This is a genomic window from Pantoea hericii (assembly GCF_014155795.1).
GTDB lineage: Bacteria > Pseudomonadota > Gammaproteobacteria > Enterobacterales > Enterobacteriaceae > Pantoea > Pantoea eucalypti.
This window is the reverse complement of record NZ_SCKV01000001.1, coordinates 87,473-109,590: the sequence shown is the minus strand read 5'-3', so window position 1 is coordinate 109,590 and position 22,118 is coordinate 87,473. Positions and strand designations below refer to the sequence as shown.

The following is a 22,118-nucleotide window of genomic DNA, read 5'->3' as shown; positions in this document are numbered from 1 at the left end:
GTACGCCGATGAACCGATACATGATGTTCCTGATTGCCCGGCGGATTGGCGCCGGCATCCTGACTTTGCTTATCGTCTCGGCGGTGGTGTTTTTCATCACCAGCCTGCTGCCGGGTGACGCGGCACAGATGATCCTCGGCCAGAACGCCACGCCGGAAACGGTGGCGGCGTTACGGCAGCAGCTGGGTCTCGATCAGCCTTTGCTGATGCGCTATATCCACTGGCTGACCGGCATGGTGCAGGGCGATTTCGGCACCTCGTTTGCCAGCCATCTGCCGGTCTCACAGCTGGTGGCGCAGCGTATCCCCGCCACCTTTGAACTGGCGGGTATCACCACGCTGATCTGCGTGCCGATGGCGCTGATCATCGGCATCATCGCGGCGATGAATCGCGGTTCCCGGCTCGATCGGGCACTGGTTATCGGCACGATGGCGACGGTTGCGGTACCGGAATTTCTGGTGGCCACCGTGGCGGTGCTGATTTTCGCCGTCAAACTGCACTGGGTGTCGGCGATGTCGTTCGGCAGTCCGGACAGCGACCTGCTGAGCTACCTCAAAGCATACGCGCTGCCGGTGCTGACACTCTGCTGCGTGCTGGTGGCGCAGATGGCACGCATGACGCGAGCCGCCATTATCAATCAGCTCGACAGCCCCTATCTGGAGATGGCGCTGCTGAAAGGGGTGTCGCCGCTCCGCGCCGTGCTGCGCCACGCGCTGCCCAATGCGGTCGGCCCTATCGCCAACGCGATTTCACTCAGTCTCTCCTATCTGTTTGGCGGAGTGATCATCATCGAAACCATCTTCAGCTATCCCGGTCTGGCCAGTCAGCTGGTGGATGCGGTCAGTAACCGCGACCTGCCGGTGGTGCAGCTCTGCGTGATGCTGTTCGCCGCCTGCTATCTGGTGCTGCTGCTGGCGGCCGACATTCTGACTATCGCCTTTAACCCGAAATGGAGAAGCGCATGAATACTCTCTTGTTGCCCTGGCGTTTCTTTCAGTCTCTTTCCTGGTCAGGTCGGCTGGGTCTGATGATGTCGCTGTTCTGGCTTCTGATGGCGGTATTCGGCACATCGCTGGCGCCACACAGCATTGATGACATCGGCGGCGGCCCGCTGATGGGTGGCCTGACGGCGGATAACCTGCTGGGCACCGACTATCTGGGACGCGACATGCTGAGCCGTATTCTCTACGGCGCGAAATTCTCTATCGGCCTGGCACTGAGTGCGGCGCTGCTGGCCAGTCTGATCGGCACGCTGCTGGCGCTGCTGGCCGCGGTCACGGGACGCTGGCTGGAGGAGTTACTGGGCCGTGTCAATGACGCGCTGCTGGTGCTGCCAGGCAAAGTGCTGTCGCTGATGATCGTCGCGGTATTTGGCTCCTCGCTGCCGATGCTGATCCTGACGGCGGTTTTCACCTACTGGCCGGGTGCATTTCGTATCGCTTTTGCCATGGCCAGCTCGCTGCGCAGCATGGATTACGTCCGTGCTTCACGGCTGCGGGGCGAAAGCCGCTGGTATATCGCCATTCACGACATCCTGCCTAACATGGTGCACCCGATGCTGACGGACTTTGGCCTGCGCTTTGTCTATATCGTGCTGCTGCTGAGCGGGCTGAGTTTCCTCGGTCTGGGCGTTCAGCCGCCGTATGCCGACTGGGGCACGCTGGTGCGTGAAAATATGCAGGGGCTATTTGACGGTTCGCCTGCCGTCCTGATGCCCGCGCTGGCGATTGCCAGCCTGACCATTGGCGCCAACCTGTTTATAGACAGCCTTCAGGCGATGCGTCCGATGACGCTGGCGAAGGAGGGAGCATGAACGTGACACCACATACCGCCATGCCAGTGATATCGGTGGATAAACTGCGCGTCACCGCGCAGACCGATCGCGGCGAAGAGATTGACCTGGTTTCCGACATTCATTTTACCGTGCAGAAGGGAGAGGTGCTGGCGCTGATTGGCGAATCCGGCTCAGGTAAAACCACCATCGCCATGGCACTGATGGGCTATGCCCGCAGCGGTTGCCGCATTGCCGACGGTAACATTCACGTTGCTGGCACCGATGTTAACAGCCTGACGCCAGGCCAGTTACGCGCCTTTCGCGGCAACAACGTCGCCTATATCGCCCAGAGCGCGGCGGCATCGTTTAATCCGGGCATGAAGATTCTCGATCAGGTCATTGAGCCGGTGGTTATTCACGGCACCCTGACGCGTAAGGCGGCGAAAGAGAAGGCCATAGGCCTGTTTCGCGAACTGGCGCTGCCCAATCCTGAGACGATAGGCGACCGTTTCCCGCACCAGGTATCGGGCGGACAGCTACAGCGTCTGATGACGGCGATGGCGCTGATTGGCGATCCGGATGTGGTGATCCTCGATGAACCGACCACCGCACTGGATGTGACCACCCAGGTGGAAGTGCTGAAAGCGTTTCGCCGCGTGGTGGTGCAGCGTGGCGTCACCGCGATTTACGTCAGTCACGATCTGGCCGTGGTGGCACAGATGGCTGACCGGATTCTGGTGCTGCTGCGCGGCAAAATGGCGGAGTATGGCAGCACGGCGCATCTGATTGGCGCGCCTAAGGCAGAGTACACCCGCTTACTGATGGACGCCGCGCGGCAGAAAGAGCGGCCCAGCAACTGGTGCCCGGCCGCTGCCGATATTCAGCCGCTGCTGGAGGTGCGCGACCTCAACGCAGGTTATGGCCCGCGCGGCAGCGACGGCCATTCGAAAGTGCGCATTCTTGAGGAGATCAACCTCAAACTGTGGAAAGGACAGGCGATTGGCATTATCGGTGAATCAGGCTCGGGCAAAACCACCCTGGCGCACGCCATTGCCGGACTTAATGCCCCCAGTCACGGCCACATCCTGTTTAACGGCCACTACATTGCGGGCGATATGCAAAAACGTCCTGACAACGAGCTGCGGCGCATTCAGTATGTGTTCCAGATGGCGGATACCGCACTGAATCCGGCCCACAGCGTTGAACGTATCCTGTCGCGACCGCTGACGCTGTTTCACGGCCTGAGCGGTTCGGCCCGCCAGCAGCGACTTTATCAGCTACTGGATCTGGTACAGCTGCCACGCAGCGTGTTGTGGCGGCGTCCCTGGGCACTTTCTGGCGGGCAAAAGCAGCGCGTCAACCTTGCGCGTGCGCTGGCGGCTGAACCGGACCTGATTCTGTGTGATGAAGTGACCTCGGCGCTCGATACCGTGGTTGCCGCCGCCGTACTCGACTTAATCAGCGAGCTGCGCCGTGAGCTGGGGCTCTCGGTGATCTTTATCAGCCACGACATGCATGCCGTTCGCGCGGTGTGCGATGAGATTGTGGTAATGAAGAGCGGTCGTATTGTCACCCAGCTGGCGCGCAACGACTACGACAAGCCGACCAGTGAACTCTATTTCGAGCGGCTGAAGCGCGCGGTGCCGGAGCTGCGTCAGGGCTGGCTGGATGAGCATGAAGAGATTTTAAAAGCAGAGTGAGTTAGCGCGCTCTGATTTACCCGCCTGCAGTGCAGTGATGCATTGCGCAGGCGACGTACTTACGCACAGCGGCGATATTGCCCTGCGCCAGACCCGATACTGACAACAGAGGTTATTGTGTTATGCCTGCACCCATTCGTTATGTACAGGACAGTGCGAATTTCCCTGATTCCGCCGATGTGGTGGTGATTGGCGCCGGTATTGCCGGTGCCGCAGCCACCTGGGAGCTGGCAAAGCAGGGAGTGAAGGTTGTGCTGATTGAGAAAGGCCTGGTAGGGGCAGAGCAGTCGAGCCGCAACTGGGGCTGGTGTCGTCAGCAGAACCGCGATGAGCGCGAACTGCCGCTGATTATTTATGCGCTGCAACGCTGGGGTGAGCTAAATGATGAAACCGGCGAAGAGCTTGGGTTCCGCCGCAGCGGGCTGGTTTACGCCACGCAGGAAGAGTCGGACATTGCGGCCTGGGATAAGTGGATCCAGATGGCAAAGGGCTATGGCGTAAACAGTTCGATTCTCACGGCGGAGCAGGCCAAAGCAATGACGCCGGGCAGCACCACTCCGTGGCGGGGCGGTCTCTCAGCGCCGACCGACGGTCACGCCGAACCGCGCCTCGCTGCGCCTGGGCTGGTGGCGGGCGCGCTGAAAAAAGGCGCAATGCTGTTTCAGCAGTGTGCGGTGCGCGGGCTGGATATCGCTGGCGGCCGTGTCAGCGGCGTCTGGACCGAACGCGGTCTGATCAAAACCAGCCGGGTTATCTGTGCCGGCGGAGCGTGGACCTCGATGTTCTGCCGTCGTCATGGCATTGATCTGCCGCTGGGCAACGTTATTGGCACCGCTTTCCGTACTCAGCCTATCGAGCAGGCGATCGCCATGCCGCTCTACACGCCGGGCTTTGCCTGCCGGCCGCAGATGGATGGCAGTTACACCGTCTCCGTCTCGGGTCGCGGGCGTCTGGAGCCAGGCGCACAGGGGCTGCGTTACGCTCGTCAGTTCTATCCCACATTCAAAAGTCGCCGCAAGAATCTCACCCTGAACCTTGGACTGTCGCCGTTCTTCAACGGCCCGGAAGCGATGGGGGGCTGGGCATTTGACCGCGAGTCGCCATTTGAGCGCATGCGTATTCTCGATCCGGCTGCCGATGCAAAAATCGTGGAAGAGGGGCTGGCGGCGATGCGGCGTGAATACCCGGCGCTGGCGAACCTCCGGCTGGCGCAGTCGTGGGGCGGCATGATCGACAGTACCCCGGACGCAATTCCGGTGATCTCTACCGTGGCGAAACTGCCGGGGCTGGTGCTGTCTGCAGGGTACAGCGCCCACGGCTTCGGTATCGGACCGGGAGCCGGTCGACTGGCGGCGGATCTTGCCACCGAAGCCACCCCTATCGTTGATCCAACGCCGTACCGCTACAGCCGTCTGGTGGACGGCAGCGGACTTGAAACACCAGGCATGATGTAAGGAGAGTTTTAATGAGCCTGACAATACGCGCAATGACGCCAGACGATCTTGACCCGTGCTTCAGCATGACGCAGGCACTGAAATGGCCCCACCGACGCGAAGACTGGGCGCTGGCGCTGCAGCTGGGCGAGGGCACAGTGATTGAAGAGCAGGGCAGGCTGATCGGCAGTGCCGTGCTCTGGCGCTGGGGCGACAGTGCCGCCACGCTGGGTCTGGTGATTGTCGATAACCAGCAGCAGGGGCGTGGCCTCGGCAAACAGCTGATGCTGGCGCAACTGGAAAAAGTACCGGATTACAACGTGCGTCTGCACGCCACTGAAATGGGCAAAGGCTTGTATGAAAAGCTCGGGTTTGTCAGCTGTGGTGAGATTCGTCAGCACCAGACCCGTGAAGTCACCACGCTGCCAGACGTTGTGATCCCGGCGGGATGCCAGCTGCGCCCGGCGACACTGGCCGATCACAGCACGCTGGTGACGCTGGATCAGCAGGCACACGGTATGCATCGCCCGGCGCTTATTGCGCATTTACTGCGCGACTGTCAGACGGTGATTTTAGAGGACGCATTACAGCAGATTCAGGGCTTCGCCAGCCTGCGCCGCTTTGGGCACGGCTGGGCAATTGGCCCGGTAATCGCCGCTGACTTTGCGATCGCGCAGGCGCTGGTCGCCTCGCTGATGCAGTCGTTACAGGGTGAATTCCTGCGAATCGACACCGACGCCGCGCTGCCGATGGCTGCCTGGCTAACCTCTCTCGGTATTCCTCAGGTCGATGCGCCCACCACAATGGTGCGCGGCACGCCCTGGACACCGCAGGGTATGCAGGCGTTTGGATTGATGACGCAGGCGATGGCCTGATGCATATCGTCTATAAATCGGAGCCTGAACGTGGGCGGATCTGGCAGCGCTGGCTGGCAGAACATGCACCTGACATTCACCTGCATATCTGGCCAGAGACCGGTGATCCAGACCAGGTTGAGGCGCTGGTTGCCTGGCAGCCTCCGGCAGACATTCCGGCGCGGTTTCCACACCTGAAACTGCTCTTCTCGGTGGGTGCCGGCGCCGATCAGTTTGACTTCAGTGCGCTGCCGCCCGACCTGCCAGTAATCAGGATGATCGAACCGGGTCTGACGCAGGGCATGGTGGAATATGTCACCTTTGCGGTGCTCGGGCTGCATCGTGATATGCCGCGCTATTTTCATCAGCAGCGCCAGCAGCAGTGGCTGGCGCACGTGGCATTACCCGCCTCACAGCGGCGGGTCGGCGTGATGGGGCTGGGCGAACTGGGTCAGGCCGCGTTAGCACAACTGGTGGCGCTGGGTTTTGACTGCGCAGGCTGGAGCCGCACACCACGCCACTTTCCTGGCGTACGCTGCTGGCACGGCGCAGATCAGCTCGCTGACTTCCTGGCCCACAGCGAAATTCTGATCTGCCTGCTGCCGCTGACCGACACGACGCGGGGTTTGCTGAACCACAGCCTGTTTAATCAATTACCCCAGGGCGCGGCGCTGGTGCAGGCCGGTCGCGGCCCGCAACTGAACCATGACGATCTGCTCGGCGCGCTGGAGAGCGGTCAGCTCCGTGCTGCCGTGATTGATGTCACCGACCCGGAGCCGTTACCTCAGGGCCATCCGTTCTGGCACCATCCCGCCATCTGGCTCACCCCACACATCGCCAGCCAGACGCAGAATGAGAGCGCCATTGCGGCACTGCTGGAAAACCTGCGGCGCTACCAGCGTGGCGAACCGCTGCACGGTGAGATTGACCGTTCGCGAGGATATTAAGATGGAACATTTAGTGGCACTGCGCCGCGATCTGCATGCGCACCCGGAGCTCGGCTTTCAGGAGCAGCGCACCAGCGAGATGGTGGCGAATTTCCTGCAACAGCTGGGCATGGAGGTGCATCGCGGCATCGGTAAAACCGGCGTGGTCGGGATACTGAAAAAGGGCAGCAGTGACCGCATGATCGGCCTGCGCGCCGATATGGATGCATTGCCGATGCAGGATCAGAGCGGCACAGAGTGGCAAAGCCAGGCAGAGCAGGTGAGTCACGCCTGCGGCCATGACGGTCATACTGTGATGCTGCTGGGGGCCGCCGAAAAACTGGCGCGCGACGTCAGCTTTGACGGCAGCGTCTGCTTTATCTTTCAGCCTGCCGAAGAGGGGCAGGCGGGCGCAAAGGCGATGATCGAGGATGGCCTTTTCAGCCGCTTTCCCTGTGAGGCGGTCTACGCCATTCATAACTGGCCTGAACTGCCCCTCGGTCAGGTGCAGACCCGGCCCGGCGCCATCATGGCGGCAGCCGACCGCTTTGATATTCGGGTGCTGGGTGGCGGCGGTCACGCTGCGCAGCCTCATCTCACATGCGATACGCTGCTGGCGACCAGTGAGCTGGTGGTGCAGCTGAATACCCTGGTTTCACGCGCACTCGACCCATGCGAAACCGCGCTGCTCACCGTTACCCGAATGCAGGGTGGCTTTTCACACAACATGATCCCGGCAGAGGCGAACATCACCGGCACGGTGCGCACCTTCAGCCCGACTGCACAGGATACGATTGAAGCGCGTTTGCGCCAGATGGCGGCGCACATCACCGCCGCCCACGGCCTGCACGCAGAGGTCAGCTATCGGCGCTACTACCCGGCGACGATCAACAGCGCAACGGAAGCGCAGTTTTCCCTTGAGGCGCTAAAGCAGGCGGGCATCCCGGCTGACCTCGCACCACAGCCCGCGCTGACCTCAGAAGATTTTGCTTTTATGCTGCAGGCGCGCCCCGGTGCCTATCTGTGGCTGGGATCGGCACCCTGCAAGCCGCTGCACCATGCCGCTTACGACTTCAATGATGCGCTGATCCCGCATGGCATTAACGTTTTTGTCGCCCTGATTCGTCAGGCGCTGGCAGAGAAATTTCCCTGCTGAATGCAGCGGGATTTTGACAGGAAATGCCGCTGCCTGGGGAATTACGGCAGCGTAAGAAACCAGCAGGTTGCGATACTTGAGCCAACCGAACGTTACGTGGATGAGGGTTTAAAATGCAGAATGTCATGGCAGAGCAGCAAGCATATTCCGATAACAGCCTGTTACTGGAGGCACGTGAGCAGAATGTGCCGCGCGGTGTAGTGACCGCCCATCCGCTGGTGATCGAACGCGCCAGAGGCAGTGAAGTATGGGATGTGGAGGGCAATCGCTATCTCGACTTTGTTGGCGGCATCGGCGTGCTGAACGTCGGCCACAATCACCCTGCGGTGGTCAATGCGGTCACCAGGCAGTTGGGTCTGGTTTCTCACGCCTGTTTTCAGGTGGTGGCCTATCCGGGCTACATTGAACTGGCACAGCGGCTGAACAAACTGGTCGGCGGCGATGAGGCATACAAAAGCGTCTTCTTCACCAGCGGCGCCGAAGCCGTGGAAAATGCGGTGAAGATTGCCCGCTCGCACACCCAGCGGCCTGGCATCATCGCGTTTGATGGTGCGTTTCATGGGCGTACCCTGCTGGGTGTCACCCTGACCGGTATGTCCGCGCCTTACAAACAGAACTTTGGTCCGTTCCCTGGCGACATCTATCGTCTGCCATTCCCGAACCCGCTGCACGGCATCACCGAAGCGGACTGCCTGAAGGCGATGGATCAGCTCTTCGCCGTGCAGATCCTGCCTGAGCGTGTGGCTGCGATTATCATCGAGCCGGTACAGGGCGATGGCGGCTTCCTGCCAGCCGGACCGGCCTTTATGCAGGCGCTGCGTCGTATCACCAGCCAGCACGGCATTCTGCTGATTTGCGATGAAGTGCAATCCGGCTTTGGGCGTACCGGCACCATGTTTGCCTTCCAGCAGTTGGGGATCAAACCGGATTTAATTACCCTGGCGAAAAGCCTCGGCGGCGGTCTGCCGATTTCCGGTGTGGTTGGCCGTGCAGAGATCATGGATGCGCCAACGCCAGGCGGGTTAGGCGGCACCTACGGCGGCAACGCACTGGGCTGTGCGGCGGCGCTGGCGGTACTGGATCTGTTTGAACATGAGAACCTGTTGCAGCGGTCCTGTCAGCTCGGCGAACAGCTCAACGCCCGTCTGCGACAGCTGGCGGACAAATATGCCTGCATTGGTGATGTGCGCGGCGTGGGCTTTATGCAGGCGGTGGAAATTCTCGACTTCGAAACGGGGCGTCCCGATGCGGCGCTTACCCAGAAGATCCTCGACAGCGCCTGCCAGGAAGGATTGCTGCTGATCAAATGCGGCCTGCATCGCAACACCATCCGTTTCCTGGCGCCGCTGGTCACAACCGACTCACAACTGGAAGAGGCACTGCATATCTTTGATATTGCGCTGGCCCGCGCCACGGGCCGGTTGGGTTAAATCTGCATTCCTCATTGATTTTGTTAGAATAATTTGAAAGCCTCCCGCTGGTATAACCACTGCGAAGCGCTGGCGCGTTTACGGTAAAGCGTGTTATATCTTCGGGAGGTTCTGAACATTTGATTAAGCGCCTGGCCCAACAGGCTCTGACAATGAGGGGGGTGCTATGAACGGCTTAATGAAACTTGACCGCATCGACATCAACATCCTGGTGCAACTCCAGAAAGATGGCCGTATCAGCAACGTTAACCTCGCCGACGCCGTCGGTCTCTCGCCCAGTCCCTGTCTGCAACGGGTCAAACGTCTGGAACAGGCTGGTTTTATCACCGGTTATGAAGCGCACATTAATCTCACCCGCATTACCGATTCGGTGACCGTCTTTACCGAAGTCACCCTGTCAGGCCATCGCCGTGAAGATTTTATGAAGTTCGAAAGTGCGATGCGCGACGTCGATGAGCTGATGGAGTGCCATCTGATCACTGGCGGCTATGACTATTTGCTGCGCTTTATTACCCGCAGCATTGAACATTATCAGGAAGTGATTGAGAAGATGCTGGATGCGCAGATCGGCATTGATAAGTACTTCAGCTATATCGTGATTAAATCCCCGATCATGAAAAGCAGCGTGCCGTTACGATCGCTCATCGGCAAGCACACTGTGGAGTTCGGCGTATAAATGTCTGCCCGGCGTCGCCTCTCTCCTGCGTCCACCGGAGAGAGGGCCGTCACACCCATCCCGCTTTTTGGCTGCCTGCCTGACCCGTTATCCCGTTACCTCTATACCGCTTTGAACTGCCCAATCTTCCCTCAGCATAAAATTTTTTTCCGTTACAAAATTCAGTGGCTGCACCCGGTTTCAGGGCGCGCTACAGCCTCAACCGTCGTGCGAACCCTTTTAAAATGATTTCAACCGATACAAGGAGTTGCCATGGACTCATTACAGATTGCTGATCAGCAGTGGCAGCGCGATATGTTCACCATTTCTACCGATCGCCAGCGGCTGGACCTTGCCTGGATCCATATTCAGCTGGCGGAGAAGTCCTACTGGGCCAAAGGTCAGCCGCAGGCCAAAACCACGCGGGCGATTGCCGGTTCGCTGCCGTTTGGTCTTTATCACCAGCAGACTCAGATAGGTTTTGCCCGACTGATCACTGACTACACCCGTTTTGGCTGGCTGTGCGACGTGATCATTGATGAAAACTGGCGCGGTCACGGGCTGGGCAGCTGGCTGGCGACCTGCGTCCGTGAACATCCGGAGCTGCAAACGGTGCACCGCTGGATGCTTTCAACCCAGGATGCCCATCAGGTCTACCAGCGACTCGGCTGGCGTGTTGTGCAGCATCCCGAGACGCTGATGGAATTTCCGCTCTCATAACTCTGGAGTTAACCCGATATGCGATACCGCGTTGGCGTGGATATTGGTGGATCCTTTACTGATTTCGCCGTGCTGGACCAGCAAACGAACCAGATCCATACCCTCAAAGTCCTGTCACGCCCGGACAAACCTGGCAGCGAAATCGAGACCGGGCTGACGCAATTTCAGCAGCATCAGGGCATTGATCCCGCTGAAATTGGCTACATTACCCACGGCACGACGGTAGGGATTAACGCGGTGATCCAGCGGCGCGGTGTGCGGCTGGCGCTGTTTGCTACCGAGGGCTTCTGCGATGTTCTGGAGCTGGCGCGGCTGAAAATTCCGCATATCCATGATCTTTTCTCCCGGCGCGCCGCACCGCTGATTACCCGCGACCGGGTATTTGCCATCCGCGAACGCATTGACGCCCACGGCAATGTGCTGCACGCGCCTGATCGTCAGAGCGTGCTGGACGCCATTGAGCAGGCACGCGCCGCAGGCTGTCAGGGTATTGTCGTGTCGCTGCTGCACAGCTATCGCAACCGGCATAATGAAGCAGCAGTTAAAGCGATTATTGAGGAAGTCGCGCCTGAGCTGCTGACCTCCTGTTCCGCTGACATCTGGCCGATTATTCGTGAGTATGAACGCACCATCACCGCCACTATTAATGCCTACGTGCAGCCGATGGTCATTCACTACCTGGAATCCTTTGAGCAGGCACTGAAACGGCTTGGCGTAAAGCCGCCGCCGCGCATCACCAAATCCAACGGTGGGGTAATGGGCGTCGGGCAGGCGAAACGCGAATGCGTCCAGATGGTGCTCTCCGGCACCGCCTCCGGGGTAATCGGAGCCAGCTATCTGGCCAGCGCCTGCGGTTTTGACAAAATCCTCAGCCTGGATATTGGCGGCACCAGCGCCGACGTAGCGGTGATCATTGACGGCAAAGTGGCGCAGGGCAACGGCGAAATCATCGGCGATTTCCCGATCTTTATTCCTTCTGTCGCCGTCACCTCAGTGGGGCAAGGCGGCGGCTCGCTGGCGTGGATTGACGGGCAGGGCGTATTGCAGATGGGACCGGACAGTGCCGGATCGCTGCCGGGTCCGGTCTGCTTCCAGCGCGGCGGCACACAGCCGACGGCCACCGATGCCTTTGCCGCCTGCGGCATGATGGGCCACGGCGCGCTGGGTTATAACGCCGTGACGGTGGATGTTGCCGCCGCCCGGGCGGCCTGGCAGCCCCTGGCCGATGCGCTCACTATTTCGGTCGAGGAGACCGCGGAAACCGCTATTCAACTGGCGATCTCCAGCATGTACAGCGACACCAGTGGCCTGCTGTCCCGCTTTGGCCTGGACCCACGTGAATTCTGGTTCCTCGCCTTTGGCGGAGCGGGCCCGATGATGGGCTGTTTTCTTGCCCGCGAACTGAACATGAAAGGGGTGATTGTTCCGCCTACGCCAGGCGTGCTCTCCGCATTAGGCGGACTGGTAGCGGACATCCGCAACGATTTTATCCGCACACTCTACGGCGACCTGACGCCTGCGCTGGCTGACACATTAGCCAGTGAAGCCGAAGCCTTGCAGCAGCGCGCCTGCAACTGGCTGACGCAGGAGCACGGCAGCGACATGCCCTATAGCCTGCAGTTCAGCGCGGATATGCGCTATCACGGACAGTCGTTTGAAATCGACGTGCCGCTGGAGGCGAGCTGGCTGACGCAGGCAGATTTCACTGCGCTGCATGACGCCTTTGATCGCCAGCATCAGCAGCTGTTTGGTCACAGTGACCCGCAGGCACCGGTGCAGTTGATTAACCTGCGGCTGGTGATCGCCTCACCCACGCCAAAACCGGTGATTAACCGGCTCGCAACGGCGACAGAACCGGTGCCAGTGCTGAAACAGACCGATGCATGGATCGACGGCGCATGGCATCAGGTGGATGTGGTGCTGCGAACCGTATTGCTTGCCGGCCATCAGTTACGGGGTCCGGTCATCATTGCGCAGAACGATTGCACCACCTGCGTGCCGCCCGGTATGGGCGTGACGGTCGATTCCTTTGGTAACCTGCTGATCACGGCGAACGAGGCATAATATGGCGATTGATGGACGTAACTTACAAATCCTGGCGAACTACTGCGCCGCTGCTGCCGATGCGATGGCCTTTACCCTGATGCGTACCGCGCACTCCACCTTTGTTAAAGAGACGGAAGATTTCTCCTGCCAGATTGTCAGCCGCACCGGACTGGCGTTTGCCTCGCCGCGCAGTTTTGGCGCACCCTGGTACAGCGGCATCGACTATGCGCCGGTGCTGGCACTGATTGACGATTACGCCGACGGTGATATCTGCATTACTAATGACGCCTACGCCGGCAATGTGGCAACGCACTCGCCCGATATCCACATCTGGAAGCCGGTGTTTTACCAGGGCGAAATTGTCTGCTTCGTGGTGGGGCACATTCATAACACCGACGTCGGCGGCGCGGTGCCCGCCTCACTGTCGCGCTCGTTGACCGATATCGTGCAGGAGGGGATCCGCATCCCGCCACTGAAAATCATGCGGCAGGGGCAGCTCAATGAAGAGGTCGCCAGTATCATGCGGCTCAACGTGCGGGTGCCGGACCAGAACTGGGGTGATTTCAAAGCACAGCTGGCTTCAGTTAACGTCGGTGAGCGTAAAATCCACGACATTATCGCCCGTTTTGGTATCGACGATTTTTTACAGGGCATAGAAGGGATTCTCGATTACGCCGAAGCACAGGCCCGCAGCATTATCAGCACCATTCCCGATGGGGAGTATTTTTATGCCGACTACGCCGATGAAGATGGCGAGGGCGGTTATCCCTGCCGTATCGCCATTACACTGCGGGTGCAGGGCGATCAGCTGGAGCTGGACTACACCGGCAGCGACCCGCAGCTGGCCTCGTCACTGAACATGCCGACCGGCGGCCGTGAACGGCATCCGCTGGCGCTGGTGGGCGTCACTTATGTGCTCTCCACACTGGATCGTTCGCTGCTGCTGAACGCGGGAACACTGCGACCGACCCGGGCGATCCTGCCGCCGGGTACGGTGATGAATTGTGAAGCACCGGCGGCGGTGGGGATGCGCTCGCTGACCTGTGCACTGTCGCAGATTGCGACAATCGGCGTCTTCTCGCTGGCGATGCCGGACCGTCTTCCCGCCAATTCACCGGGCGGTAATTCAATCATGAACATCCGCACGCAGACGCATAACCGCAGCGTGGTTGCTTCTCTGGGTCCAGTGGGTGGTGGCGCGGGCGGTACGCCGCGTCATGACGGGCCTGACGGCTCTGGCGGGCTGTCTGCCTTCCTGAAAAACACCCCCATTGAGATCAACGAAGCGGAAGTCCCGATCCGTTTTCATCGTTACGGGCTGGCTCAGGACAGCGCCGGCCCAGGTCGCTATCGCGGCGGCTTAGCGACCGAAATGGCATTTGAGATTTTCTCGCCCAACACCACGATTACCGCGCGCAACCGTAACCGGTCAGTGTTTGCCTCGGCGGGTGTGGTGGGCGGGCAGAACGGGGCGCTCTCTTACTTCCGCACCCGGCGCGATGGCGAGGTTATCAATCACGGCAACACAGACGTAATCCACTGCCAGCCGGGTGACGTGGTCGAAGTGCGCGGCCCTGGCGCGGGCGGTTATGGCCTGCCGTCACAGCGCGAGACTGAGGCGGTCATGCAGGATGTGCGCTGTGGTTATCTCAGCGTCGCAGCAGCCCGGGCGCAGTATGGCGTAGTGATCGTTGATGACGGTGTGGATGAGTCAGCCACAGCACGCCTGCGCGCCGCGATGCCGCAACGCGCTGCGCAGCATTTTGAGCACGGCGAGGCACGGAATCGCTTTGAAACGCTCTGGACACCTCAGCGTTACCAGTTGCTGACCGCTTTTCTGGCAGGCGCACCGGTCAGCTGGCGTCATTTCCTGAAAACCCAGGTATTCCGGGCGGTAGCGGAGATAGGCGAAACGGCGGATATGAATCAAATATTCAGTGATTTGCATCAGCGATACCCGGCCATGGCGAACAATTAACGGAGAGTGCGCATCGTCGACTACGCTTTAAGTCTGCATGGACTATGAAGGCAACGCGACGATGAGCATGAAAACCAGTGATTTTTTTGTCCAGCGCCTGAAAGAGTGGGGCGTCACACGCATCTACGGCTATCCAGGTGACGGGATTAACGGCGTGCTGGGAGCTATCCAGCGCGCTAACGCTAAAGGTGACGGCATCGAATTTATTCAGGTGCGGCACGAGGAGATGGCGGCCTTTATGGCGGCCGGGCACGCGAAGTTTACTGGGGAGCTGGGCGTCTGTCTCTCAACTGGCGGGCCGGGCGCAACCCATCTGCTGACCGGGCTTTATGACGCCAAAATGGACCATGCGCCGGTGCTGGCAATTGCCGGACAGGCAGAAGCGACTGCGCGGGGAGCCAGCTATCAGCAGGAGATGAACCTGGACCGCATCTTCTCGGACGTCGCTAACTTCGTTCAGGAAGCTTCGACCCCGACACAGGTGCGCCATCTGCTGGATCGTGGCGTGCGCATTGCCAAAGCGCAAAACGGCGTGGCGGTGATCATCATCCCTAAAGATATTCAGGATGAAGAGTGGCAGCCGCCGCAGCATCTGCATGGCTTCACCCATTCCGGCAGCGGCTATCAGCGTCCCAAAGTTATCCCCTACGAAGCGGACCTGCAACGCGCTGCCGACGTGCTTAACGCCGGTAAAAAAGTGGCGATTCTCATCGGTGCGGGCGCACGCAACGCCGCCGTTGAGGTGGTACAGGTTGCCAATGTGCTGGGTGCCGGAGTCGCAAAAGCGCTGCTGGGCAAAGATGTGCTGCCGGACGACGCGCCGTTTGTTACCGGCTCGATTGGCCTGCTCGGCACGAAACCTTCATCCGATTTAATGCAAAACTGCGACACCCTGCTGATGATTGGCAGCGGCTTCCCGTGGACGGAATTTCTGCCGGAAGAGGGCAAGGCGCGTGCGGTGCAGATAGACATCGATCCCGCCATGCTGGGCCTGCGCTATCCCAGCGAAGTGAACCTGCATGGCGATGCGGCAGAAACGCTGCGCGCGCTGCTGCCGCTGCTGGAGCATAAAGCGGATCGCAGCTGGCAGGAGGATATTGCGGTTCAGGTACGTGACTGGTGGACGCTGATGGAAGAGCGTGCCATGGCACCGGCTAATCCGGTCAATCCGCAGCGGGTAGTGTGGGAGATGTCACCTCAGTTACCGGACAACGCCATTGTCACCTCGGATTCCGGCTCCTGCGCCAACTGGTTTGCCCGCGACTATCGGGTGAAGCAGGGACAGCGCGCGTCACTCTCCGGCGGTCTGGCCTGTATGGGCGCGGCGGTGCCTTACGCGATTGCCGCGAAATTTGCTCACCCGGAAAAACCGGTGGTGGCGCTGGTGGGAGACGGTGCGATGCAGATGAACAACATGGCCGAGCTGATCACTATTCAGAAATACTGGCAGCAGTGGGCCGATCCGCGCCTGATTGTCTGCGTGTTCAACAATCAGGATCTGAATCAGGTCACCTGGGAGCAGCGCGTGATGGAGGGTAACCCACGCTTCGACGCGTCACAGCAGCTGCCGGATGTGAAGTACGCTGAGTTTGCGCAGTCGCTGGGAATGGTCGGTATTTTTGTCGACAATCCTGACGATCTGGCAGGTGCCTGGCAGCGTGCGCTCAGCGCCGATCGCCCGGTATTACTGGAGGTGAAAACCGATCCGGAAGTCGCGCCATTACCGCCACACATCACCTTTAAGCAGGCGAAAGCCTTTATGGCGTCGATGGTGAAGGGCGATCGCGGCGCAGCGCAAATCATCAGCGACACCGCCAGTCAGCTGTTTCATAAAAAGCATTAAGGGCTAAGTGGGGCGGTCGCGTCTCACTAACCTTTATTCCCGGATGCCCTCGCGTCCGGGTCTTAAACCCCTTCATCATTCTCAACGGGAGTCTTGTTATGACTGCTCATTCCAGCCCTGTCTGGTTAATCTCGGGATGTTCGACCGGTTTTGGTCGTGAACTGGCGCAGCAGACCATCGCGCGTGGCTTTAAGGTGGTTGTGACGGCGCGTGATACCGCGTCCATTGCCGATCTGGTTGAGGGACACGACAACGCACTGGCGGTAGCGCTGGATGTGACGCAGCAGTTGAGTATTGACCAGGCCGTCAGTGCGGCCCTGGACACGTTCGGCACCATTGATGTGCTGGTAAACAACGCCGGTTACGGTTATCAGAGCTCGGTGGAAGAGGGTGTGGAAAGCGAAATCCGCGCGCAGTTTGATGCCAACGTTTTCGGTCTGTTTGCCCTGACCCGCGCCGTGCTGCCCGCAATGAGAAAGGCGCGCAGCGGCCACGTGATCAACATTACCTCAGTGGCAGGCTTAATCGGTTTTGCCAGCTCAGGCTACTACTCTGCCAGCAAACATGCGGTGGAAGGCTGGTCCGATTCGCTGGCGCTGGAAGCCGGTCCGCTGGGCATTCACGTGACCTGTGTTGAGCCAGGTCCGTTCCGCACCGACTGGGCCGGACGCTCACTGCATCAGACGCCGAGCACGCTGCCAGACTATGCGGAGACCGCCGCCGCGCGGATGAAAGCGACATCCGAATACAGCGGCACTCAGAAGGGCGATCCGGCGCGGGCCGCCGCGGCGATGATTGCTATTACCGAGCATGAAAACCCGCCACGTCATCTGGTGATGGGTGCCTGGGGCCATGACGCCGTGACAGGTAAGCTCAAAGAGCGGCTGGCTGAGATAGACGCGTGGAAACAGACGTCGGTGGAGACGGATTTTCCGGAATAGAGGTGAATTGTGGGTGGCGGGAAGCCGCCTGCGGGTGAACCAGAAGCTATTAAAATACGAAAGGCCCGTTTATCGGGCCTTTGAGTGCTAATCGGGGATCTTTGCTTCCTGCATGTCGCGCGCATTCAGTTCTTTCAGCTTGCGGCGCAACAGGGCAGATGAGGAACGTTTTCTCGCCTGAGCTAACTGAGCTTTAATGGCGGGCAGATCGGGCCGGGCCAGCCACTCTGCAATCAAAAGTGCCCTTAACTCTTTATATCGGGTTTCAACCGGAGCCAAAGGGGTTGTTTCATCGTGTGTATCATAAAACGACATAGCAAGCTCTCCCTGTAGTCACTACTTTATAAGCCTGGAAACAGTCCGGGATTAAAGGTTGCGGCGCTTTCTTCGGCAACCCTGTTCGGCGATTGTAGCGTAGTTCATTTTTTAACCCAAGCATGACGTCGTAGATCTCTTCCAGAGGCGTCGGACGATTGCGTTCAACGATCTCGCCAGACGCAGGCTGGAAAACAAAACCGCCGATAGAGAAGCTTTCATGGTGTGCCATTAACGCAAGTACTACACTTTTTAAAACGACTGCACTACCTAATCCGGGAATGCTGATGTGGCGAAAATCGCTCATGCACTCCAGACCATCGAACACGTCAAAACAGACCTCAGCCAGCCCGTTAACAGGAAAGGAGATACCGGGTGGCATCCGATATCCGATGCGGGTAAAGGTCTGTTCATCTATCCGGTCGCCAACGATGACAGTGTAAGTTTCGCTGCCGCCAACAAAAACGTAGCTGTGATAAATCTGGCGGTCATAAATAAATCTTTTTCGTCTGATTTCGTAGTTTTCGAGATAAATATCTTCTTCAATACGCACTTCTCATCCCTGCCGTAACATATGAATCCCTGAAACTCGATTTTTCAGTTCCTGCTCAGCACCGTCAAACATCCATGGTAAAAGTGAGGTTATTCATTCCAGCATTTCAGCCGCTGTTGCGCATTAACAACACCGTTCTGTAAGCCAGCCCACAAACCATTCACCTGGCACGCACCCTTATTGCGCAGCCCTGCGCCATCACTGTGCTGAAAAAATAAACAGCGACCCGCTTCTGACACCATAAGAATTCGATCTTGTATCCCAGCCCGTATTCCACCTCGCATCCCTGACCCAGCCCCTTGAGTTCGCGGCTATCTGGCACGCTTCATGCACTAGATCATGGGTACACTTTTGGCGAGGTAACCCATGTTTGACTCCTTATTAGACGACGATGCCACGACGATGGTCGCTCTGATCCGCAACGGGGAAGTATCAGCCTGCGAACTGACCGCTGCGGCGCTGGCGAGGATGGAACAGCGTGAACCGACGGTGCAGGCCTTTTGCACCCCGACACCCGAGCTTGCGATGGCACAGGCTAAAGCCATAGATGACCGACGTGCGCGGGGAGAAACACTGGGCGCGCTGGCAGGCGTGCCGCTGGCGGTAAAAGATCTCATCTGCACCGCAAACGTCCGCACTACCTCCGGTTCAGCAGCATACAAAGAGTTCGTACCGGAAGATGACGACATCACGGTGGAACGGCTACTGGCCGCCGACGCCATTCTGCTGGGTAAAACCACCGCGCCGGAGTTTGGCTACAGCGGTGTTGGACACAATCCGCTGTTTCCGTCGCCGCGCAATCCCTGGAATCTGGCGATGACGCCGGGCGGTTCCAGCGCGGGTTCCGGGGCGGCGGTGGCGGCACGCCTTTGCCCGATTGCACTGGGCAGCGATGGCGGCGGGTCAGTGCGTATTCCGGCGGCGCACTGCGGCATTTTTGGCTTCAAGGCGTCGATGGGGCGGGTGCCGTTATGGCCTGGCTGTCGTGATGAACGCTATCCCGGCGTCTCAAGCTGGGAGTCGCTGGAGCATATCGGGCCGATGACGCGCAGCGTGCGCGATGCCGCCCTGATGATGTCACTGATGGCAGGACCGGATATACGGGACCGCCACTCGATCCCCTGCAGCGACGTTGACTGGCTGGGTGCACCAGAACATCTGCCTGGCAAGTTGCGTATCGCATTCAGCGCAGATTTTGGCTATGTGGCCGTTGACCCGGAAGTCCGCGCTGTTGTCAGCGCGGCGGTAAGGCGATTTGCTGCTGAAATCGGTGCGGAACTGGAGCTGGCCGATCCTGGCTTCCCGGATCCGTCAGCCGCTTTTGGCGCACTGGTGGCGATGGAAAGTGATCTCACCGGCATGCGCCAGATGATGGTGGAGCAGGGCAGCACGATGTCACCGCATCTGGTCGCTATGTTACAGCGCGACTGGCGGGCAGAGAACTTTACCGATGCCATCGCCACCCGCAAAGCGGTCAGCAATAGCCTGTGGCGCTTTATGCAGCGCTTTGATCTGTTGATCACGCCGACGCTGGCCGTGCCGCCGTTTCCGCTGGGAATGCAGGGACCGGAGATCATTGATAGTCGCATGGTTCGCAACGATCACTGGCTCTCATTCTGCTTCCCGTTCAACTTCACCGGCCAGCCCGCCGCGTCAGTGCCTGCCGGTTTCACCGCCAGCGGCCTGCCGGTCGGTATGCAGATTGTTGGTCGTCATCTTGATGATGCTTTAGTGCTGGCTGCCAGTGCCGCTTTCGAGCGCATTCAGCCGTGGAATCACCTTCAACCCGGAATCGCCCAATGAAAACGTCTGACACACCTGCGCTGGAGCAGGAATTTGAACATGAGCCGGTGCCGCTGACGCATCGTCATTCAACCCGCTCTGTTTCAGCGGTCTGGTTTGGATTTCCAATGATCCTCACCAATGCGCTGTTTGGCGGCATCATTACCTGGCATCTGGGCTTCTGGCCCGCGCTGATCGCCATCCTGCTGGGGAACCTGGTGCTCTTCGCCTATGTCGGCGCGTTGAGCTGGTACGCCGGAAACAGCGGAATGAACTTTGCTTTGCAGGCCAGACGCACCTTTGGCAGCAAAGGCTACATCCTGGTCTCGGGTTTTCTCTCGACGGTGGTGATCGGCTGGTATGCCTTCCAGACCGGCCTTACCGGCACGGTGATTAATCAGACCTTCGGCTGGAATGCGCTGGCGGTGACGGCCTTTGCCATGATCCTCTACACCGGCATCACGTTCCTGGGCGTGCGGGCGCTGTCCGTGCTGGGGATGATCGCCGCGCCGCTGTTTGTGGTGCTGGGAATGGTGGCACTGTGGCTGATCAGCAAACAGCATGACTTCTCCGTGGTGACGCAGTGGAAAGGCAGCGCCAGCGCCGCCGGCGCAATGAGCATGGGCACCGCCGTCACCATGGTGGTGGCCGGGTTTGCCGACTCCGGCACCATGACCGCTGACTTTACCCGCTGGTCGAAGAATGGACGCTCAGCGGTCATCGCTGCCTTCTCCGCTTTTCCGGTTGCGAACGTCATCTCGTATCTGTTCGGCGTGGTAATTGTAGCCGCAGGCGCGGCGGTGGATCCGCTGACTAATGGCGGTAACTTCCTGCCGATGCTGATGGGGCACAGTGCCATCCTGTCGGTGGTGGCCTGCCTGTTTGTCTTTATTAATCTGGGATCGGTCTGCACACACTGCCTCTACAACGGTGCAGTGGGCTTCAGTCATCTGTTCAGCAGCAAAATGCGTCTGTGGACGCTGATCCTCGGCGCCATTGGTGGCGCGCTGGCACTGGCGGGCGTCTGGTCTTACTTCCTGGAGTGGCTCAGCCTGCTCGGGATCGTGGTGCCACCATTTGGTGCCGTGATGATTGTGGATTTGATCTTTATGGCGCGCATCAGTGAGCAGCGTCCGGCGCAGCGATTCCGTGGCACAGCGTTTGCCGCCTGGGCAATAGGTAGCCTGTGTGCGGTAATCGCCCATGTGGCTTTCCCACAGTTCGGTGAAGCAGTGATTGGTCTGGTGACCGCCGCCATCAGCTACAGCCTGATCAGCAAAATGCGCATGCCGCGCCCGGTAATGGAGAACACCAATGCCCGATTACAGCGTTAATTCAACCCCCTACGCCTGGCCGTTTGACGGCAGTTTCACCCCGGCTGACACGGCGTTGATTGTGATTGATATGCAGACCGACTTCTGTGGCGTCGGCGGCTATGTCGATAGCATGGGCTATGACGTCAGCCTGACCCGCGCTCCCATCGCCCCGTTGCAGCAGGTGCTGGCCGCGATGCGCGCCCGGCAGTTTCCGATTATCCATACCCGTGAAGGGCATCGGCCCGACCTCAGCGATTTGCCCGCCAATAAACGGTGGCGTTCGAGACGGATGAATGCCGGCATTGGCGATGTCGGACCGTGCGGCCGCATTCTGGTGCGCGGCGAGCCAGGCTGGGAGATTATTCCGGAGCTGACCCCGTTGCCGGATGAGGTCGTGATTGATAAGCCAGGTAAGGGGTCATTTTACGCCACCGATCTGGAGCTGATACTGCGCAGTCGTGGCATACGTAATCTGATTCTCACCGGTATAACCACCGATGTCTGCGTTCATACCACGCTACGTGAAGCCAACGATCGCGGTTTCGAGTGTCTGGTGCTATCTGATTGCTGTGCCGCAACGGAGCGGCGTCATCATGAGGCGGCGCTGAGTATGATCCATATGCAGGGCGGCATCTTTGGCGCGGTTGCCACCTCTGCCGCACTGCTGGACAGCCTGGGCAGTTAGTCTTTCTGGCG

19 protein-coding genes are annotated in these 22,118 nt (G+C 59.4%); 17 read left to right on the top strand and 2 right to left on the bottom strand.

Features of this window, described 5'->3' with window-relative positions; genetic code table 11:
* The first annotated feature begins 8 nt into the window (after window positions 1-8).
* The 14 genes from H7K52_RS00565 (at window position 9) to H7K52_RS00500 (ending at window position 17,456) form a co-directional block, all read left to right on the top strand.
* Entirely contained in the window at window positions 9-965 is a 957-nt protein-coding gene (locus H7K52_RS00565) for an ABC transporter permease (protein WP_003852376.1), read from the top strand.
* Complete coding sequence (locus tag H7K52_RS00560) at window positions 962-1,813, top strand: ABC transporter permease (protein ID WP_003852377.1); 852 nt, start codon at window positions 962-964, stop codon at window positions 1,811-1,813. Before H7K52_RS00565 ends, H7K52_RS00560 begins: the two co-directional genes overlap by 4 nt.
* Window positions 1,810-3,474, top strand: a complete 1,665-nt coding sequence (locus H7K52_RS00555; protein ID WP_039659902.1) for an ABC transporter ATP-binding protein — start codon at window positions 1,810-1,812, stop codon at window positions 3,472-3,474. Before H7K52_RS00560 ends, H7K52_RS00555 begins: the two co-directional genes overlap by 4 nt.
* A 122-nt stretch (window positions 3,475-3,596) precedes the next feature.
* Window positions 3,597-4,928 (top strand): NAD(P)/FAD-dependent oxidoreductase, encoded by a 1,332-nt coding sequence (locus tag H7K52_RS00550; RefSeq protein WP_003852381.1) that lies wholly within the window; start codon window positions 3,597-3,599, stop codon window positions 4,926-4,928.
* 11 nt (window positions 4,929-4,939) lie between these two features.
* Entirely contained in the window at window positions 4,940-5,782 is an 843-nt protein-coding gene (locus H7K52_RS00545; RefSeq protein WP_182629501.1) for a GNAT family N-acetyltransferase, read from the top strand.
* Window positions 5,782-6,708 carry a 2-hydroxyacid dehydrogenase gene (locus H7K52_RS00540; RefSeq protein WP_182629500.1) on the top strand — a complete coding sequence of 309 codons (927 nt, stop codon included), beginning with the start codon at window positions 5,782-5,784 and terminating at the stop codon, window positions 6,706-6,708. Before H7K52_RS00545 ends, H7K52_RS00540 begins: the two co-directional genes overlap by 1 nt.
* 1 nt (window position 6,709) lies before the next feature.
* Window positions 6,710-7,843, top strand: a complete 1,134-nt coding sequence (locus tag H7K52_RS00535; RefSeq protein ID WP_182629499.1) for a M20 aminoacylase family protein — start codon at window positions 6,710-6,712, stop codon at window positions 7,841-7,843.
* 113 nt (window positions 7,844-7,956) lie between these two features.
* Window positions 7,957-9,273 (top strand): 4-aminobutyrate--2-oxoglutarate transaminase, encoded by a 1,317-nt coding sequence (gene gabT / locus H7K52_RS00530; RefSeq protein ID WP_182629498.1) that lies wholly within the window; start codon window positions 7,957-7,959, stop codon window positions 9,271-9,273.
* A gap of 166 nt (window positions 9,274-9,439) precedes the next feature.
* Complete coding sequence (locus H7K52_RS00525) at window positions 9,440-9,949, top strand: Lrp/AsnC family transcriptional regulator (RefSeq protein ID WP_003852391.1); 510 nt, start codon at window positions 9,440-9,442, stop codon at window positions 9,947-9,949.
* A 252-nt stretch (window positions 9,950-10,201) separates the two neighbouring features.
* Entirely contained in the window at window positions 10,202-10,648 is a 447-nt protein-coding gene (locus H7K52_RS00520; protein ID WP_003852392.1) for a GNAT family N-acetyltransferase, read from the top strand.
* 18 nt (window positions 10,649-10,666) lie between these two features.
* Entirely contained in the window at window positions 10,667-12,712 is a 2,046-nt protein-coding gene (locus H7K52_RS00515; protein WP_182629497.1) for a hydantoinase/oxoprolinase family protein, read from the top strand.
* 1 nt (window position 12,713) lies between these two features.
* Entirely contained in the window at window positions 12,714-14,672 is a 1,959-nt protein-coding gene (locus H7K52_RS00510) for a hydantoinase B/oxoprolinase family protein (protein WP_182629496.1), read from the top strand.
* Window positions 14,673-14,733: 61 nt separating this feature from the next.
* Complete coding sequence (locus tag H7K52_RS00505; protein ID WP_003852397.1) at window positions 14,734-16,515, top strand: thiamine pyrophosphate-requiring protein; 1,782 nt, start codon at window positions 14,734-14,736, stop codon at window positions 16,513-16,515.
* A gap of 98 nt (window positions 16,516-16,613) precedes the next feature.
* Window positions 16,614-17,456 carry an oxidoreductase gene (locus H7K52_RS00500; protein ID WP_003852399.1) on the top strand — a complete coding sequence of 281 codons (843 nt, stop codon included), beginning with the start codon at window positions 16,614-16,616 and terminating at the stop codon, window positions 17,454-17,456.
* A gap of 87 nt (window positions 17,457-17,543) precedes the next feature.
* Here the strand turns inward: H7K52_RS00500 and H7K52_RS00495 are convergent, their stop codons facing one another.
* Entirely contained in the window at window positions 17,544-17,771 is a 228-nt protein-coding gene (locus tag H7K52_RS00495) for a hypothetical protein (RefSeq protein WP_003852400.1), read from the bottom strand.
* The gene (locus H7K52_RS00490) at window positions 17,758-18,324 is read right to left on the bottom strand and encodes a hypothetical protein (protein ID WP_182629495.1); all 567 of its coding nucleotides are present in this window, start codon (window positions 18,322-18,324) and stop codon (window positions 17,758-17,760) included. Before H7K52_RS00490 ends, H7K52_RS00495 begins: the two co-directional genes overlap by 14 nt.
* A gap of 366 nt (window positions 18,325-18,690) precedes the next feature.
* Here H7K52_RS00490 and H7K52_RS00485 point away from each other — a divergent pair, with 366 nt between their 5' ends.
* Genes H7K52_RS00485 through biuH form a run of 3 tightly spaced genes read left to right on the top strand, consistent with a single transcriptional unit; the run spans window position 18,691 to window position 22,107 of the window.
* A complete protein-coding gene (locus H7K52_RS00485; protein ID WP_182629494.1) occupies window positions 18,691-20,127 on the top strand; it encodes an amidase in 1,437 nt (478 codons plus the stop codon).
* Window positions 20,124-21,440, top strand: a complete 1,317-nt coding sequence (locus tag H7K52_RS00480) for a purine-cytosine permease family protein (RefSeq protein ID WP_182629493.1) — start codon at window positions 20,124-20,126, stop codon at window positions 21,438-21,440. The genes H7K52_RS00485 and H7K52_RS00480 overlap by 4 nt, the downstream gene beginning before the upstream one ends.
* Window positions 21,421-22,107 (top strand): biuret amidohydrolase, encoded by a 687-nt coding sequence (gene biuH / locus H7K52_RS00475; protein WP_182629492.1) that lies wholly within the window; start codon window positions 21,421-21,423, stop codon window positions 22,105-22,107. The genes H7K52_RS00480 and biuH overlap by 20 nt, the downstream gene beginning before the upstream one ends.
* The last annotated feature ends 11 nt before the right edge of the window (window positions 22,108-22,118 follow it).

Bases quoted from the DNA above. Each gene is read 5' to 3' on its own strand.
- H7K52_RS00565 (WP_003852376.1), top strand. From the start codon at position 9: ATGAACCGATACATGATGTTCCTGATTGCCCGGCGGATTGGCGCCGGC.
- H7K52_RS00560 (WP_003852377.1), top strand. From the start codon at position 962: ATGAATACTCTCTTGTTGCCCTGGCGTTTCTTTCAGTCTCTTTCCTGG.
- H7K52_RS00555 (WP_039659902.1), top strand. From the start codon at position 1,810: ATGAACGTGACACCACATACCGCCATGCCAGTGATATCGGTGGATAAA.
- H7K52_RS00550 (WP_003852381.1), top strand. From the start codon at position 3,597: ATGCCTGCACCCATTCGTTATGTACAGGACAGTGCGAATTTCCCTGAT.
- H7K52_RS00545 (WP_182629501.1), top strand. From the start codon at position 4,940: ATGAGCCTGACAATACGCGCAATGACGCCAGACGATCTTGACCCGTGC.
- H7K52_RS00540 (WP_182629500.1), top strand. From the start codon at position 5,782: ATGCATATCGTCTATAAATCGGAGCCTGAACGTGGGCGGATCTGGCAG.
- H7K52_RS00535 (WP_182629499.1), top strand. From the start codon at position 6,710: ATGGAACATTTAGTGGCACTGCGCCGCGATCTGCATGCGCACCCGGAG.
- gabT (WP_182629498.1), top strand. From the start codon at position 7,957: ATGCAGAATGTCATGGCAGAGCAGCAAGCATATTCCGATAACAGCCTG.
- H7K52_RS00525 (WP_003852391.1), top strand. From the start codon at position 9,440: ATGAACGGCTTAATGAAACTTGACCGCATCGACATCAACATCCTGGTG.
- H7K52_RS00520 (WP_003852392.1), top strand. From the start codon at position 10,202: ATGGACTCATTACAGATTGCTGATCAGCAGTGGCAGCGCGATATGTTC.
- H7K52_RS00515 (WP_182629497.1), top strand. From the start codon at position 10,667: ATGCGATACCGCGTTGGCGTGGATATTGGTGGATCCTTTACTGATTTC.
- H7K52_RS00510 (WP_182629496.1), top strand. From the start codon at position 12,714: ATGGCGATTGATGGACGTAACTTACAAATCCTGGCGAACTACTGCGCC.
- H7K52_RS00505 (WP_003852397.1), top strand. From the start codon at position 14,734: ATGAGCATGAAAACCAGTGATTTTTTTGTCCAGCGCCTGAAAGAGTGG.
- H7K52_RS00500 (WP_003852399.1), top strand. From the start codon at position 16,614: ATGACTGCTCATTCCAGCCCTGTCTGGTTAATCTCGGGATGTTCGACC.
- H7K52_RS00495 (WP_003852400.1), bottom strand. From the start codon at position 17,771: ATGTCGTTTTATGATACACACGATGAAACAACCCCTTTGGCTCCGGTT.
- H7K52_RS00485 (WP_182629494.1), top strand. From the start codon at position 18,691: ATGTTTGACTCCTTATTAGACGACGATGCCACGACGATGGTCGCTCTG.
- H7K52_RS00480 (WP_182629493.1), top strand. From the start codon at position 20,124: ATGAAAACGTCTGACACACCTGCGCTGGAGCAGGAATTTGAACATGAG.
- biuH (WP_182629492.1), top strand. From the start codon at position 21,421: ATGCCCGATTACAGCGTTAATTCAACCCCCTACGCCTGGCCGTTTGAC.